This is a genomic window from Clostridium sp., from assembly GCF_036643715.1.
GTDB lineage: Bacteria > Bacillota > Clostridia > Clostridiales > Clostridiaceae > Clostridium.
In genome coordinates, this window is sequence record NZ_JAVXRL010000064.1 from 1 (window position 1) to 15,671 (window position 15,671).

The following is a 15,671-nucleotide window of genomic DNA, read 5'->3' on the forward strand; positions in this document are numbered from 1 at the left end:
ATAATAATCACCATAAATTTCGTGAAAAAGAGCTAAGTAATCTATTCTTTCAAGAACTATATAAAATAATTGTATATAACAAAGTGTATATAGTACTTATTTTAACTGCAATTATACTAGGTAATAATTTAATAAGTAATGAAAAACTATTTAATACAAATGAGATAATTTATAAAAATTATATAAGTGAATTAAGTGGTGAAACATCAGAAGAAAAGACTGATTTTATTAATAATGAAAAAAAGAAATTTGAAGATTTGTATAATGAATACGAAAAAATAGACAGTATGGAAATTTCAGATAAAGAGAAAAATAATGAAAGAAATAAATTAAGTATTTTAAAGTCAAAAGAAATTATATTTGAAGATATAGTAAGACAACATGATTATTTAACTCGTTTAAAAGAAGAAAAAGGAATAAGTGGTAGCTATATTGATATGATTTCATACGATGAGATTTTTAATAAAGATAAATCAAATGTAGTTGAAGGAATTATTATTTCAATACTTTTAATTATATGTTTAAGCAACGTATTATCAATGGATTTTAAAAATAATGGAGTAAAGATTATTGGATGCACGAAGTATGGCAGTAATAGAGCATTACTCTATAAATATATAATAAGCTTTATAGTTATAGTAAGTATATTTTTACTATTTACTATATTTGAATATTGTAAAATAAGCAATTTGTATGGATTAAGTAACTTAAATGCATCTATACAAAGTATACCTACCTTTTATGAGTTTCCTTTAGAAATTAGTATTATTCAATTTATTTTTATAAAGGAATTATTAAATTTAATAGGATTAATAGTTATTGGATCAGTTGTTCTATTTATATCAGTACTTGTTAGAAGTTACTCTATTACAATGATTATAAGTACAAGCATAATAGTAGTGCCATTAATAATTAATTTTATGTCAGTGAATTTTATAGATTTAATTTCCTTTAATAATATATTTATATTAACTGAAAGATTATCTTATAAAAATGGTTTAATAGTAACTTTAATATATTACGTTGTTTTAATAGTTTTATGTTTAATATGTAGTTATCTAACATTTGAAAAGTACAAAAATAATAAAAGCATTAAGGAGATTTATTATGGAATTAAAAATTGAGAATATAAGTAAAAGCTATAATAGGGGAAAGAAGCAAGCTTTAAATAATATAAATATTACTTTAAGAGAAGGTGTATATGGTCTATTAGGTGCAAATGGTGCAGGTAAATCTACTTTAATGAATATTTTAACTGATAATATTGAAGCTGATAGTGGAACTATAACTTTAGATAGAACTAATATATTAAAGCTTGGTAAGGATTTTAGAAATATACTTGGTTATGTTCCACAGCAACAAGGTATTTATGACGATTTTACTGCAATTAGGTTTCTTTGGTATATGGCTGCTTTAAAGGGGATGAAACAGAAATTTGCTAAGGAGAGAATAGAATATGTATTGGATTTAGTTAACTTAAAGGATGTAGCTCATAAGAAGCTTAAAAGTTTTTCTGGTGGAATGAAGCAAAGAATACTTATAGCTCAAGCTTTATTAAATGATCCTAAAATAATAATTTTAGATGAGCCAACTGCTGGGTTAGATCCAAAGGAAAGAATAAGAATACGTAACTTTATATCTGAAATATCAATTCATAAAATAATAATTCTTGCAACGCATGTAGTATCGGATATTGAATATATAGCAAGGGAAATAATATTGCTAAAAGAAGGTGAAATCGTAATGAAAGGAAGCCAATTAGACCTTCTTAAAACTATGGATGGCAAAGTATTTGAATGCATTATTAGTGAAGAGACTCTAAATGATGTGCAAAGTAATTATAAGGTAAGTAATATTTCAGCTGATAACGAGGGGCTTTCTGTAAGAATTATAAATAATAGTCCACCTAGTGATTTAAACTTTAAAAAGGTGAAAGCTAATTTAGAAGATTTGTATTTATATTCATTTTAAAAAATTCAGTTACTTAGTAAAATACTGTACTAAGTAACTGAAATAATTAGACTATCTCCAAGTTATAACTGGAGCTTTTCTTGGAACTGTTCTTTGGAATTTAACGTTTGGATAACCAATTACCATACAGTTAACTATATTTTCAGTTTCCTTTAATCCAAGTAATTCCTTAATAGCTTTGTTTTCCTGTGAAGCTCTTACAAAGAAACCACTAAAGAATGTTCCAAGTCCTAATGCATCAGTCATAAGTTCCATATTTGAAGCTGCAAGAGATGCATTAACTTCTGAATCTGAAACAACCATTATAAGAGATGGTGCATTAAAGAATAACTTATCATCTTTACTATTTGAATCTTTATTAGCATTGTACATTTGAATCCATACATTGGCGTATCTCTTATAAAGTGGATTCATCTCTTCTTTACTATTTAAAATAAATTCTCCCATATTTTTAAGAGTTTCTAATACTAAATCTCTTAATTCTGAAACTTTATCTTTAACTACAACATAAGAAACATTTTGACTATTACTTCCTGTCTGAGTAAATCTACCAGCTTCTATAATCTTTAACAGTTTTTCATTTTCAACATCTTTATTTTTGAAGCTTCTAATAGTTCTTCTAAATTTAATGAAATTAAGTAAGTTTTCTGGGTCTATATCAAAAGTATCTTTATCGTATGGTTTAACATCATCCATATTATACTCATCTGTAAAAACAGCGTTCTTAGGGCAAACTGCTATACAGTGGCCACATTTAATACATGTTTCATTTTTTATGTGAGCTTTTCCATCCACAAGTTCTATATCATTTGGGAAGCAGTCTTTAACGCAAAGTCCACATCCAATACATTTATTTTTATCAACAATCATCATAAATTACACACTCCTACTTGTTAGTTAAATTATTAATGAGAAATTTTCGTTTGTATATATGGTATTATAGTACTAACTAAATATAAAACAAGTACTGAAAGTTTGTTTAGTAGGTAACAAAAAAGTTAGTAATGGAGGTTTACTTATGCCTAAGGATATTATAATAAATTATAAGCAGAGAGAAGAATCAATTAAATATGCATTAGATATATTAAATGGTAAGTGGAAACTGAAAATTATGTGGGAGATTTCACGTTGCAAAACAATAAGATTTAATCAATTGCAAAAGAGTTTAGATGGAATATCAAGCATTATGTTATCCCGTTCTTTAAATGAACTTGGAGAATATAATTTAGTAAATAGAAAACAATATAATGAAATTCCACCAAGAGTTGAATATACATTAACCGATCTTGGTAAATCATTATGTCCTGTTCTTCACGCAATAGAGGATTGGGGATATAAAGTTAAGTCTGAGAATAATAAGAAATAATTAACTTGTTTTTGTAAGTTTAAGAATAAGTTTAAATAAATACATATTTTATCCATATATAACATGTAATGTTATATTAAAGATATTGCATAGGGGGAAGTCGTATATGGATATTGTTTCGATTGTATGGAAGTCTATTATACTATTTTGTGGAATTTATACATTAATATATGCTATAAAAGAGAAAAAATCATTATTGTATAAATTGTTTGGAGTTCTTATAATAAATGATTCGTTAGAAGATTTAACTGGAGTAATGTTTAAATCAATTCATGAAAATATAGAAGGAATATCTGAGTGTATAGATGCTGCAATCATAATAGCATTTATAATTATATTCTTTATAAAGCTATTTAAATCCTTAAGAGAAATTAAAAGAATTAAGCTGTAGAGCTTAATTCTTTTGTTTTTCTTTAAACTTATTTGGGGAGATTCCATAGTACTTTTTAAATAGCTTACTAAAATAATAAGGATCATTATAACCTACCATTTTCGCAACAGTTTTAATTGGAATACTAGAATCATTTAATAGCTCTTTAGCCTTAGATAGCCTTATTTTTATTAAATAATTTATCGGTGAATCACCCATAATTTCTTTAAAGATTTTTGATATATAAACAGGGCTTAAATACATATTTTTAGATAAAGTTTCTAAAGATATATCCTTTACATAATTTATAGATAAGTACTCAGTTATATTTTCAACAAGTGCTTTCTTTTCACGAGATTTAAATGAAATATCATGCTCTACTACTTCGTAATTTTCTTCATTAAGCTCCCTATCTAAAAGAACTAACAATTTCATAACTAAAGCTTTAAGCATAAAAGGATAACTTGGTTTTGACCCCTTTTGTTCATCTACTATTTCAGAACAACATAATAAAAGCTCATCCTTATGCTTATTTAAAGTAAGAATATTAGAATCTCTAATATCAATACGATTACTTTTACTATTAGGAGATACATTACTTATACCAATATGAAGTTCAGTGCAATTAGTTTGCTCATTAAAAAGTTCCATATGATAAATACCAGGATTTGATATAAGGACTTGTCCCTTCTTTAAAGTGAATTTCTTACCTTCAATTAAATAATCAACACTTCCAGAAGTAATAAAAGATAGCTCTACAAAGTCATCATGACAGTGGTACTCAGTTTTAGGAACTTCTCTGTCAAAAGAACATTTACCATCGATTACAAATAATATTTGTGGGTTATAGTCATCAATATTGTTGTACGAATTATACATATTTAATCCCCTTAAAAATAATTACTCTTTATATAATAATATCCATCTAAAGTTTAATATAATCCATTTGTATTTTCAATATATTCTTTATAATCATACTTAGAAATAGAGAATAAAGGAGACGAGAAATATGAGCAGTTTAAAATGGATATTTGGGTACTTAAAGAAATATAAAATTAAATATTGTATTGCATTACTATTTGTATTATTTACATCGCTTATAAACATGATAAATCCATTTTTATCAGGGACAATAGTAGATAAAGTAATAGTTGGGAAAGAGGTTAATTTATTAATACCAATATTACTATTAATGATATTTATAGTAGTTTTTAAAGGAGCTATATGCTATGCATATCAAATGGTATTTGAAAAAATATCACAAGATGTGCTTTTAGAAATAAGAGAAAATTTATATCGTAAGTTACTTAACTTAGATTTTAAGTTCTATAACAAATGCAAAACAGGAGATATAATGGCTAGAATGACAGGAGATACCGATGCTATAAGGCATTTTGTTGCATGGGTAGTCTACAACATTCTATCTAGTATAAGTATATTCTTATTTGCAATAGTATCTATGACATATGTAAGCTTTAAACTTACATTCTTTATGCTTCTAGTATGTCCTATAATCGCTTATCTAACTTATAAAATGAGTCAAGATATATCACCAACATTTCATAAAGTAAGAGAAGCATATTCTACATTAAACTCAGTAGTACAAGAAAATATAAGTGGAAATAGAGTAGTTAGAGCATTTAGTAGAGAAAATTTCGAGATAGAAAAATTCACTAAAGAGAATCTAAATTATAAAGAGAGAAATTTAGATACAATAAGAGTTACTCAAAAATATATTCCAAAGCTTGAGTTTTTTTCCAATAGTTTAAATGTTGTTATGATACTAGCAGGTGGATTGTTAGTAATAAACGGAAGCATAACTCTTGGGGAACTTGTAATATTTAATAATTTACTTTGGGCATTAAATAATCCAATGAGAATGTGTGGATACTTAATTAATGATACTCAAAGATTTATAGCTTCATCAGCTAAAATAAGAGAACTATTACAAACTGAGAGTGATATAAAAAATAAAGAAGAAGTTAAAACTCTTGAAAAGATAAAAGGAAATATAACATTTGATAATGTTAGTTTTAAGTTAGATGGAAAGTATATTATAAAAAATATGTCTTTTAAAATAAAGAGTGGAGAAACTGTAGGAATAGTTGGACATACTGGTGCTGGTAAATCTACTTTAATAAATTTATTATCAAGATTTTATGATCCAACAGAAGGAAATATTTACTTAGATGGAGTTAATATTAAAGAAATTGATTTAGATACTTTAAGAGGGGCTATAGGTACAGCAATGCAAGATATATTCTTATTTTCAGATACTGTAAAAGATAATATATCCTATGGAGTTCCAGAAGCATCTATTGATGAAATAAAAGAAACAGCTAAAGTATCACAAGCTCATAGCTTTATTAAGAAGTTAGAAGATGGATATGACACTGTTGTTGGAGAACGTGGAATTGGACTTTCAGGAGGTCAAAAGCAAAGAATATCTCTTGCAAGAGCAATAATAAAGAAATCTCCAGTATTTATACTAGATGATGTAACTTCAGCTGTTGATATGGAGACTGAAAAGAAGATACAAAAAGAACTTAAAAACATGGATGAGAAGAGGACAACCTTTATAATAGCTCATAGAATTTCATCAGTTAGACAAGCAGATTTAATATTAGTTCTTAATAACGGTGAAATAATAGAGAGAGGAACTCATGATGATCTTATAAAAGATGATGGATACTATAAGAAAATATTCAAAACACAATATGGTGATTTTGAAAAGGGAAGGGAGGCAATGTAATTATGGGCAGAAATAAATATGATGTTGATGAGACATTAGAAACTGGATTTAATATGGATCATTTAAAAAGACTTGGAGGATATATGCTTCCTTATAAGAAGAAAATAATATCAGCAATATTATTAATGATGATATCAAGTTGTATTTCATTAGTTGGCCCTATATTAGTAAAAAATGCAATTGATGATTTAATACCAAATAATAATATAGTAGGATTGTTTTTAACATCAATATTATATGTAATTATATTTATAATAATTGCAATAATAATGAAGCATAGAATGTTCGCTATGGGGGAAGTTGGTCAGAAAGTATTAGTTGATATAAGGTATGATTTATTTAAAAACCTTCAAAACGTTCCCTTTGATTATTTTGATAATAGACCTCACGGAAAAATATTAGTAAGGGTAGTTAATTACATTAATTCATTAAGTGATATTTTATCAAATGGATTTGTAAATCTTATTGCAGATATGGTTACATTAGTTATAACCGTTGGATTTATGCTTTATTTAAATGTAAAGCTAACTTTAATTACTCTAATCGGTATTCCTTTGCTTATGATTGTTATGTTCTCTATTAAAAACGCACAAAGAAAGGCCCATCAAAGAGTTAGTGCAAAGCAATCAAATTTAAATGCATATGTACATGAAAGTATTAATGGAATAAAGGTAACACAAGCATTTGCAAGAAAAGAAGAAAATATGGCTGTATATAAAGAAGTATGTTTAGAGTGTAGTGATTCATGGATGAAAGCTGTAAAACTGAACTTCTTAGTGTGGCCTGCAATTGAAACTGTTGCAATACTTTCAGTATCTGCAATATATATAACTGGAATTATATTATTAGATGGAAGTGTATCTCTTGGATTACTAACAGCTTTTATATCATACGTTTGGATATTTTGGTTTCCAATAACAAACATAGGAAATTTCTATAATACTCTAATTAATGCTATGGCATATTTAGAGCGTATATTTGAAGCTATGGATGAAGTTCCAGAAACAGATAAAGTGGATGCAATTGATATAGGAGAAATAAAAGGTGATGTTAAATTTAATAATGTTAACTTCCAATATGAAGAGGGACATCCTATCTTAGAAAATATAAATATGGATATAAAAATGGGTGAAAAAATTGCATTAGTTGGACCAACTGGAGCTGGTAAGACAACAATAGTAAATCTTTTATCAAGATTTTATAAAGTAACTGATGGGGAAGTATTAATAGATAATGTTAATGTAAATGATGTTAAAGGAAGATCTTTAAGAAGAGAAATTGGAGTTATGATGCAAGATCCATTTATATTCTCAGGGACAATAATTGATAATATAAGATATGGAAGATTAGATGCAACTGATGAAGAAGTAATTAAAGCTTCAAAGATAGTTAAGGCACATGACTTCATTATAGAGTTCGAAGATGGATACAATACAATAATAAATGAGCAAGGAAGTAGTCTTTCAGCAGGACAGAGACAGCTTATATCCTTTGCAAGAGTTCTATTATTAAATCCTAAAATTCTTATATTAGATGAAGCTACATCAAGTATAGACACAGAGACGGAGCTACTTCTACAAGAAGGATTAGAACAATTACTAAGGGGAAGAACATCTTTTGTAATAGCTCACAGACTATCAACAATAGTTAATTCAGATAAAATAATGTTTATAGGAAATAAAAATATATTAGAGTGTGGAAGTCATGATGAACTTATGAGTGAAAGAGGGAGATACTTTGATCTTTATAAGTCTCAATTTAAAGATGTAGTTTAATAAAATAAAGTATAGTTACGAAAAAGTGCGTACTTGAAAGAATGGATGTTTTTAATATATAGTAGTAATAAGATTATTCAATTTGGGAGGTATAAATTATGTCAGTAAAGATGTTACACACTTGTATAAGAGTTAAGGATTTAGAAGCATCAATGAAATTTTATAAAGATGCGTTAGGTCTTGTTGAAACAAGAAGAAAAGATTTTAAAGAGCATAAATTTACATTAGTTTATTTATCAAGTGAAATTGGTGGCTATGAAATAGAGCTTACTTATAATTATGATGTGGAAAAACCTTATGAAATAGGAAATGGATTCAGTCACACTGCAATAGGAGTAGAAAAATTAGAGGAAATGAGAGAAAAGCATAAAGATTTAGGATATAAGGTAACAGACTTAAAAGGTCTACCTGGAGAACCTCCTAAATATTATTTTGTAACTGATCCAGATGGATACATGGTAGAAGTTATAAGATTATAAATGGATTTATGTTAAAAATAGGAAAAATTTTAACTTGAATTTAATATAGAATTTGGAGAAAAAGCCCTAGATGTAAGTCTAGGGCTTATTTTTTTGAGAAAAATTACATTGAACATATATTTAACCTTAGTACAATGTTGTGTTAACTAAAGGAAGATAAACTAATAATTGTAAAAAGAAAAATAAAATAAAAAGTGGGGTAAGGTTATGAAAAAGAAATTGATAAGTATATTAGCTGCTGTAATGACAGCATCAATATTAATGGTTGGGTGTGGAACTAAGGCTGAATCTAAAGAGGAAATTACTGTTTATACAGCATTAGAAGAGGATATTATAAATCAATATTTAAGTGATTATGAAAAAGACCATCCAGATGTAAAAGTAAATATAGTTAGAGATTCTACAGGAGTTATAACTGCAAAGCTTAAAGCTGAGAAGGACAATCCAGTTGCTGATGTAGTTTGGGGAATTGGAGCAAGTAACTTATTTATGATAGAAGATCAATTAGAACCATATAGCCCAAAAGGACTTGAACGTGTATCAAAGAAATTTAAAGACTCAAAGGAAACACCAAAATGGGTTGGAATGGAAGTTTCAGAGGCTGGGTTTATTGTAAATAATGAAGAACTTAAAAATAAAGGAATAGAAGCTCCTAAGAGTTATAAAGACTTATTAAAACCTGAATACAAAGGATTAATAACAATGCCAAATCCAGTATCATCAGGCACAGGATTCTTAATAGTATCTGGAATACTTCAAACAATGGGTGAAGAAGAAGGGTGGAAATACTTAGACAAGTTAAATGAAAATATTGCAATGTATACTCATTCTGGTTCAAAGCCAGCAGTAAACTCTTCAAAAGGTGAGTTCCCAGTTGGAGTTTCAATAATTTATAGAGGGGTAAAAGAAAAAGCTAAAGGAGCACCAGTTGACGTAGTATTCCCAGAAGAAGGTGTAATGTGGGATGTTGAAGCAAATGCTTTAGTTAAGAAGTCTAATATTAAAGAAGCATCTAAAGAGTTTTTAGATTGGGCAATTAGTGATGGTGCTATGGGCGAATACCAAACAAACTATCCAATAATAACTGTAGATAATGATAATGCAATTCCAGCAGAATATCCAAAAAATATTAACGAGTTACTTATTGATGTAAATTTTGATGAAGTTGGTAAAGCAAAGGATAAAGTAACAGAAGAATGGAGTAAGAGATACGATTCAAAATCAGAAAAGAAATAATTTTTTGGAGGAAGTACCGTGGAAGAAAATCAATATTTAAACTTAAAAAATATAAATAAATATTTTGGGAAGTTTCATGTATTAAAAGATATAAACTTATCTATTAAAAAAGGTGAATTCATATGTTTGCTTGGTCCTAGTGGATGCGGAAAGACAAGCCTTCTAAGAATAGTTTCAGGTCTTGAAAAAGAGAATAGTGGAACATTAGATTTAGAAGGAAATAATATAACAGGACTATCACCAAAGGAAAGAAATATAGGTATTGTATTTCAATCATATGCATTGTTTCCAAATATGACAGGGGAAGAAAATATAACATTTGGATTAAAAAATAAAAAGATTAAAGATAATGAGATTAAAGAGATATTAGAGGAAACAGTAAAGTTAGTTCAACTTGAAGGAATAATTAAAAAATATCCATCACAAATGTCAGGAGGACAGATGCAACGTGTTGCTCTTGCAAGAGCTGTTGCTATGAAACCAGATATATTACTTCTTGATGAACCGCTTTCTGCTTTAGATGCAAAAGTTAGAAGCAAGTTAAGGTATGAAATTAAAGAACTTCAAAAGAAACTTAAAATAACAACAATAATGGTAACACATGACCAAGAAGAAGCTTTATCTATGGGGGATAGGATAGTTGTTATGAATAACGGAACAGTTGAGCAGATAGGGACTCCAGAAGAAATTTATAACAACCCTGTAAATGCCTTTGTAGCAGACTTTATAGGAACTACAAACATTATAAATGTAAATGGAGATTCAGTTATGGTAAGACCGGAAGATATAACAATCTCAAAAATTAGAAGATCAGATGACACTGCGTATAACGTGAAGAATATAGAATTTAGAGGAAATAGTTACAGACTAACATTAGGGAATAATGACAATAAAATATTAGTTGATGTAGCTTCTAAAGAATTCAGAGAACTAAGTATTAAAGACAATGATCTACTACACATAATTATCAATGACAAACTTAATGAAAAGGTGGGGTAACTTTTGAAAGGCTTAATGGAAGTAAGAAGGAGAGATAAAGAAGAGTTATTAAAGAAGGTACTTATAATAATAATGGTTACACTTTTAATAACATTTGTATTAATACCGGTTATAATGCTCTTCTTCACATTGACAGAAGATAAGAATGGAAATTATGTTGGATTTAAAAATGTAATTGAATATTTAACCTCATTAGGATTTAGAATATCTTTAAAAAATAGTTTGTATGTATCTTCAGTAAGTACAGTTATATCAGTAATATTAGCATTTATATATGCTTATGGAATAACAAGGACAAACATTAAATTTAAAGGAGCATATCACTATTTAGCACTTTTGCCGATATTTGCTCCAACAATGCTTTATGGAATAGCATTAATATATATGTTTGGTAATAAAGGATTCGTAACGATGAACTTGGGGATTGACATCGAGTTATATGGACCTTTTGGAATAATAATTTCAGAGATTATATATGCTTTTCCACAATGTTTCTTAATTCTTTATATGGCACTTAAAAGTACGGATAACAAGTTATATGAAGCTGCAGATACCCTTGGTACAAGTAAAATTAAACAGTTCTTTTATATAACACTTCCAGGAATAAAATACTCACTAATATCATCAGTTTTTGTAGCATTTACATTAAGTTTTACAGACTTTGGAGCCCCCAAAATAGTTGGTGGAAGTTACAATGTTTTAGCAACTGATGTGTATAAGCAAGTTGTAGGTCAAAATAATATTCCAATGGGAGCAACAGTTGGAATGATATTAGTAATACCTGCAGTATTATCTTTTGTAATAGACAGAGTTACAAATAGTAAAACAAAAAATTGTGGATTAAATAATGGTTCAAGCTTATTTAATATTAAAGAAAATAAGGTTAGGGACGGCTTATTTTTCATCTTTAATAGCATAATAGCTTTAGCATTTTTATCAATGATAATAGTAGTATTCTTAGCAGCATTTATAAAAATATGGCCATATGATATGAGTTTAACATTAGATCATTTTAACCTTAATACAGGAAGTGGAGATGGCTTTAAAAGTTATATAAATTCAGTAACAGTAGCTTTAATAACGGCAGTGATAGGAACGATAATAACATTTGTAAACAGTTATTTAATTGAAAAAGTAAAGGAATTTAAAGTGCTTAGAAATCTTTCATATTTATTATCTATAGTACCTTTATCATTACCGGGGCTTGTAATTGGAATTAGTTATATAATTTTTTTCAACAATCCAAATAACCCACTTAATTTTTTGTATGGAACAGTTGCAATAGTAGTTATAGGAAATATAATTCACTTCTACTCTGTACCATTTATAAATATTACAGGTAATTTAAAGAAGTTAAATAATAATTTTGAAGAGGCGGCAACAACATTAAATATACCTTTTTATAAAACAGTATTAAAAGTAACGCTTCCAATGTCATTAGAAGGAATGCTTGAGAATTTCATGTATTATTTCACTAATTCAATGGTAACAATATCGGCAGTAGTTTTCTTATATTCACCAAAATTTATGCTTGCAACAATATCAATTGTAAACCTTGATGATGCAGGCAATACAGCAGGTGCAGCAGCACTAGCAACTTTAATAATATCAACAAATATAATAGTTAGAATTATATATCAAGTAACAATAAAGCAAATAAGAAAAATTAGGGAAAATAAAGTACAAAATAGTTAGGAGAGTTTTATTATGAGAGAATTAAAAAATGTAAAAGGAATAGTAGTTGATTGGGCAGGAACAATGGTAGATTACGGATGTATGGCGCCACTTAATGTATTTGTGAAAGTATTTAAAGATAAAGGAATTACAATTTCAAATGAAGAGGCAAGAGGTCCAATGGGACTTAAAAAGATAGATCATATTAGAGAATTATCAAAGTTGCAAATAGTAAAGGAACAGTTTAGAGAACTTTATGGAAGAGAAGTATTCGAAGAAGATATTGTTGAACTTTATAGTAACTTTGAACCACAATTATTAAGTATATTAAGAGATTATGCAGAGCCAATAGATGGAGCTTTAGAGCTTGTTAACTTTGTAAGAACTAACGGATTAAAGGTTGGTAGCACTTCAGGATATACAAAAAATATGATGGAAATTGTAAAAGTTGAAGCTGAAAGTATGGGATATGCACCAGATTATATAGTTGCAGCAGATGAGTTAAAAGAGGCGAGACCGTATCCGTATATGATATATAAAAATGCAATGGAACTTAAAATGTATCCATTATGCAATGTAGTAAAAATAGGAGATACTATTTCAGATATCCTAGAAGGGAAAAATGCTGGAACCTGGACAGTTGCTATTTTAAAAGGTGGAAGTGAAGTTGGAATGAGTTTAGAAGAAGTTGAAACTCTGCCATTAAATATTCAAGAAGATAAGATTAATAAAGCTAAACAATCATTTGAAAAAGTAAGACCAGATTATATAGTTGAGTCATTAAAAGATGTTATTAATGTATTAAAAGAAATTGATGAAAGAATAGAAAATGGAGAATATCCAAAGAGATAAGTGGGGGAGAATTACTATGGAAAATATATTTAAAAATGATTATATATTATTAACACCAGGCCCTTTAACTACAACTAAAGGTGTAAGGGAAGCGTTACTAAAAGATATGTGTACATGGGATGATGATTATAATTCTTTAACACAAAGTATAAGGAATGAATTAGTTAAATTAGTTACAGATGATATTGAAAATTATACGGCTGTATTACTTCAAGGAAGTGGAACATATTCTGTTGAAGGTGCCTTAACATCATCAGTTGGCGATGATGATAAATTACTTATAATATCAAATGGAGCATATGGAGATAGAATATCAGATATTGCAAGAGCTAGTAGAATGAATCATGTTGTTTTAAGATTTAAAGAGGATGCTCAAATTGATATTAATGAAATTGAAAATAAGTTAAAAGAACATAGTGATATAACTCATATTGCAATGATTCACTTAGAGACAACAACAGGAATATTAAATGATATTGAAGGTGTATGTAATTTAGCAAATAAGTACAATAAAACTATGATTGTTGATGCTATGAGTAGTATGGGAGCAATTGATATAGACGTGAAAAAATTAAATATAGATTTTCTTATAAGTTCTGCAAATAAGTGTATACAAGGGGTTCCTGGCTTTGGATTTATTATATGTAATAAAGAATCTTTAAAGAAATGTAATGGTAAATCTAGAAGTCTATCTCTTGATATTTATGATCAATGGATAGCTATGGAAAAGGGAAATGGGAAGTGGAGATTTACGTCACCAACTCATGTAGTTAGAGCATTTCATAAAGCTTTAATGGAGCTTAAAGAAGAAGGTGGAGTACAGGTAAGAAATGAAAGATATAGTGAGAACCAAACAACTTTAGTAGAAGGATTAAAAAGTATTGGAATAGATGCATTAATAGATAGGAAATATCAATCACCTATAATAACAACTTTTATAAATCCAGAAGATGAAAAATTTTCATTTAAAAAATTATATAATGAATTAAAAAAAGATGGTTTTGTAATTTATCCTGGTAAACTTACAGAAATAGAAACCTTTAGGATTGGTACTATAGGAGATGTTCATAAGGATGATATAGAAAGACTTGTATCATGTATTAGTAATTTATTGTAACGAAATTAGACTAATGTGAATAGAATAAAGAGTGTTGACAAATAACTTTTAATGAAGTATGATTGCATTGAAATGATAATTCATTTTAAAATTGAATATTCTCGGTAGGTGAGGCTACCGCAGGGATACGGATTGCTGCCGCGAAATAGTGGAGACACTATGAGAAGGTTTAACAGTTTATGTCGACAACAAGGCATAGAATAATGCAATTTCATTGCCCTGCGAAGCTAAAGCTTGAACGGTGATAAGATTGCAATTTTTGATTGCGTTTTATATTTGCGCGGATTTCATCATCCCTCGTCATTGTTTATGCTTTGACGAGGGATTTTTTGTTTTCTGCCGTATTCAATTTCAGCATCAAATTTTAAAAAACAGGGAGGCGAGAAGAATGGACGCAGGAAGTAGTAGCGGCATAAATCCTGACGGGCGAAGTAAACCGAAGAACCAAAAGCACGCAGAAAATCTGTGTTTTATTCTTCTGCCTGAAAAATAAATTCAACAAAACGGGCAATCTTCTGTCCTGCATTTATGTCTTACTTCCATTGCAAACAGCTGACAACATGGTCAGAGAAAATTGGAGGATAAGATTATGAAGAAAAATATGATTCAAAACACTGCGGCAAACATTGCCGCACCAAGCAAAAGACTGATGGACGCAGCCGCGATGGACGGCGAAAAACTACTCGCGGCATATGAAACATCGTGGGGCGGCTACCATGAAAACAGGGTGGAGATGATGCGCGCACGATATGGCAAAAATCAGATTACACACCAAAAAAGCGACTCTCTTTTTAAGCGCTTGCTCTGTGCGTTTGTCAATCCGTTTACAGCGGTGCTGTTTGTATTGGCGCTGATTTCCACTGTGACCGATGTGGTGATTGCGGCACCGGCTGATCGGGATTTCACCTCCGTCATCATCGTCATGACCATGGTAATTGTCAGCGGAACTTTGCGTTTTGTACAGGAAACGCGCTCCAACAAATCCGCTGAAAAACTCAGTGCGATGGTAAAAACAACCACCGCCGTACAAAGAGAACCGGACGGAAAAATTGAAATTGCATTGAGCGAAGTGGTGGTTGG

Annotated in this window: 15 protein-coding genes and 1 riboswitch; of the genes, 13 read left to right on the plus strand and 2 right to left on the minus strand. The window is 28.9% G+C overall.

Going from position 1 to position 15,671, the window contains the following annotated elements; genetic code table 11:
- The coding region (locus tag RSF37_RS13520; protein ID WP_332564912.1) for a hypothetical protein at positions 1 to 1,124 on the plus strand (1,124 nt) is incomplete at its 5' end.
- Positions 1,108 to 1,971: an ABC transporter ATP-binding protein gene (locus RSF37_RS13525; RefSeq protein ID WP_332564913.1), complete on the plus strand. Its 864-nt coding sequence runs from the start codon at positions 1,108 to 1,110 to the stop codon at positions 1,969 to 1,971. The genes RSF37_RS13520 and RSF37_RS13525, both read left to right, overlap by 17 nt.
- A 51-nt stretch (positions 1,972 to 2,022) precedes the next feature.
- On the opposite strand, the gene RSF37_RS13530 is transcribed toward RSF37_RS13525, so the two are convergent.
- The gene (locus tag RSF37_RS13530; protein WP_332564914.1) at positions 2,023 to 2,844 is read right to left on the minus strand and encodes a nitroreductase family protein; all 822 of its coding nucleotides are present in this window, start codon (positions 2,842 to 2,844) and stop codon (positions 2,023 to 2,025) included.
- 145 nt (positions 2,845 to 2,989) lie between these two features.
- Here RSF37_RS13530 and RSF37_RS13535 point away from each other — a divergent pair, with 145 nt between their 5' ends.
- Both RSF37_RS13535 and RSF37_RS13540 read left to right on the plus strand, forming a co-directional pair.
- Positions 2,990 to 3,337, plus strand: coding sequence for a winged helix-turn-helix transcriptional regulator (locus tag RSF37_RS13535; protein WP_332564915.1), 348 nt, complete (start codon positions 2,990 to 2,992; stop codon positions 3,335 to 3,337).
- Between the two features lie 106 nt (positions 3,338 to 3,443).
- Positions 3,444 to 3,728 carry a hypothetical protein gene (locus tag RSF37_RS13540; RefSeq protein ID WP_332564916.1) on the plus strand — a complete coding sequence of 95 codons (285 nt, stop codon included), beginning with the start codon at positions 3,444 to 3,446 and terminating at the stop codon, positions 3,726 to 3,728.
- A 3-nt stretch (positions 3,729 to 3,731) separates the two neighbouring features.
- Here RSF37_RS13540 and RSF37_RS13545 read toward each other — a convergent pair whose 3' ends face one another.
- Complete coding sequence (locus RSF37_RS13545) at positions 3,732 to 4,586, minus strand: AraC family transcriptional regulator (protein WP_332564917.1); 855 nt, start codon at positions 4,584 to 4,586, stop codon at positions 3,732 to 3,734.
- Between the two features lie 130 nt (positions 4,587 to 4,716).
- Between RSF37_RS13545 and RSF37_RS13550 the strand changes: the two genes are divergently transcribed.
- From RSF37_RS13550 to RSF37_RS13590, 9 genes are all read left to right on the plus strand, one after another.
- Complete coding sequence (locus RSF37_RS13550; protein ID WP_332564918.1) at positions 4,717 to 6,459, plus strand: ABC transporter ATP-binding protein; 1,743 nt, start codon at positions 4,717 to 4,719, stop codon at positions 6,457 to 6,459.
- Between the two features lie 2 nt (positions 6,460 to 6,461).
- Complete coding sequence (locus RSF37_RS13555; protein WP_332564919.1) at positions 6,462 to 8,234, plus strand: ABC transporter ATP-binding protein; 1,773 nt, start codon at positions 6,462 to 6,464, stop codon at positions 8,232 to 8,234.
- A gap of 98 nt (positions 8,235 to 8,332) precedes the next feature.
- A complete protein-coding gene (gene gloA / locus RSF37_RS13560; RefSeq protein ID WP_332564920.1) occupies positions 8,333 to 8,713 on the plus strand; it encodes a lactoylglutathione lyase in 381 nt (126 codons plus the stop codon).
- Between the two features lie 207 nt (positions 8,714 to 8,920).
- Positions 8,921 to 9,949 carry a putative 2-aminoethylphosphonate ABC transporter substrate-binding protein gene (locus tag RSF37_RS13565; protein ID WP_332564921.1) on the plus strand — a complete coding sequence of 343 codons (1,029 nt, stop codon included), beginning with the start codon at positions 8,921 to 8,923 and terminating at the stop codon, positions 9,947 to 9,949.
- Between the two features lie 18 nt (positions 9,950 to 9,967).
- Positions 9,968 to 10,948 (plus strand): ABC transporter ATP-binding protein, encoded by a 981-nt coding sequence (locus RSF37_RS13570; protein WP_332564922.1) that lies wholly within the window; start codon positions 9,968 to 9,970, stop codon positions 10,946 to 10,948.
- A 3-nt stretch (positions 10,949 to 10,951) separates the two neighbouring features.
- Positions 10,952 to 12,643: a putative 2-aminoethylphosphonate ABC transporter permease subunit gene (locus RSF37_RS13575; RefSeq protein WP_332564923.1), complete on the plus strand. Its 1,692-nt coding sequence runs from the start codon at positions 10,952 to 10,954 to the stop codon at positions 12,641 to 12,643.
- A 12-nt stretch (positions 12,644 to 12,655) separates the two neighbouring features.
- Positions 12,656 to 13,474, plus strand: coding sequence for a phosphonoacetaldehyde hydrolase (gene phnX / locus RSF37_RS13580; protein WP_332564924.1), 819 nt, complete (start codon positions 12,656 to 12,658; stop codon positions 13,472 to 13,474).
- Positions 13,475 to 13,490: 16 nt separating this feature from the next.
- A complete protein-coding gene (phnW, locus tag RSF37_RS13585) occupies positions 13,491 to 14,591 on the plus strand; it encodes a 2-aminoethylphosphonate--pyruvate transaminase (protein ID WP_332564925.1) in 1,101 nt (366 codons plus the stop codon).
- Positions 14,592 to 14,684: 93 nt separating this feature from the next.
- Positions 14,685 to 14,844: riboswitch (M-box (ykoK) riboswitch) on the plus strand.
- A 336-nt stretch (positions 14,845 to 15,180) separates the two neighbouring features.
- Positions 15,181 to 15,671: cation-transporting P-type ATPase (locus tag RSF37_RS13590; protein ID WP_332564926.1), on the plus strand; the 491-nt coding region annotated here is incomplete at its 3' end.

What these genes read in the sequence shown, in the direction of transcription:
- RSF37_RS13550 (WP_332564918.1), top strand. Translation starts at nt 4,717, where the DNA reads ATGAGCAGTTTAAAATGGATATTTGGGTACTTAAAGAAATATAAAATT.
- RSF37_RS13555 (WP_332564919.1), top strand. Translation starts at nt 6,462, where the DNA reads ATGGGCAGAAATAAATATGATGTTGATGAGACATTAGAAACTGGATTT.
- phnX (WP_332564924.1), top strand. Translation starts at nt 12,656, where the DNA reads ATGAGAGAATTAAAAAATGTAAAAGGAATAGTAGTTGATTGGGCAGGA.
- phnW (WP_332564925.1), top strand. Translation starts at nt 13,491, where the DNA reads ATGGAAAATATATTTAAAAATGATTATATATTATTAACACCAGGCCCT.
- RSF37_RS13565 (WP_332564921.1), top strand. Translation starts at nt 8,921, where the DNA reads ATGAAAAAGAAATTGATAAGTATATTAGCTGCTGTAATGACAGCATCA.
- gloA (WP_332564920.1), top strand. Translation starts at nt 8,333, where the DNA reads ATGTCAGTAAAGATGTTACACACTTGTATAAGAGTTAAGGATTTAGAA.
- RSF37_RS13545 (WP_332564917.1), bottom strand. Translation starts at nt 4,586, where the DNA reads ATGTATAATTCGTACAACAATATTGATGACTATAACCCACAAATATTA.
- RSF37_RS13530 (WP_332564914.1), bottom strand. Translation starts at nt 2,844, where the DNA reads ATGATGATTGTTGATAAAAATAAATGTATTGGATGTGGACTTTGCGTT.
- RSF37_RS13540 (WP_332564916.1), top strand. Translation starts at nt 3,444, where the DNA reads ATGGATATTGTTTCGATTGTATGGAAGTCTATTATACTATTTTGTGGA.
- RSF37_RS13535 (WP_332564915.1), top strand. Translation starts at nt 2,990, where the DNA reads ATGCCTAAGGATATTATAATAAATTATAAGCAGAGAGAAGAATCAATT.
- RSF37_RS13525 (WP_332564913.1), top strand. Translation starts at nt 1,108, where the DNA reads ATGGAATTAAAAATTGAGAATATAAGTAAAAGCTATAATAGGGGAAAG.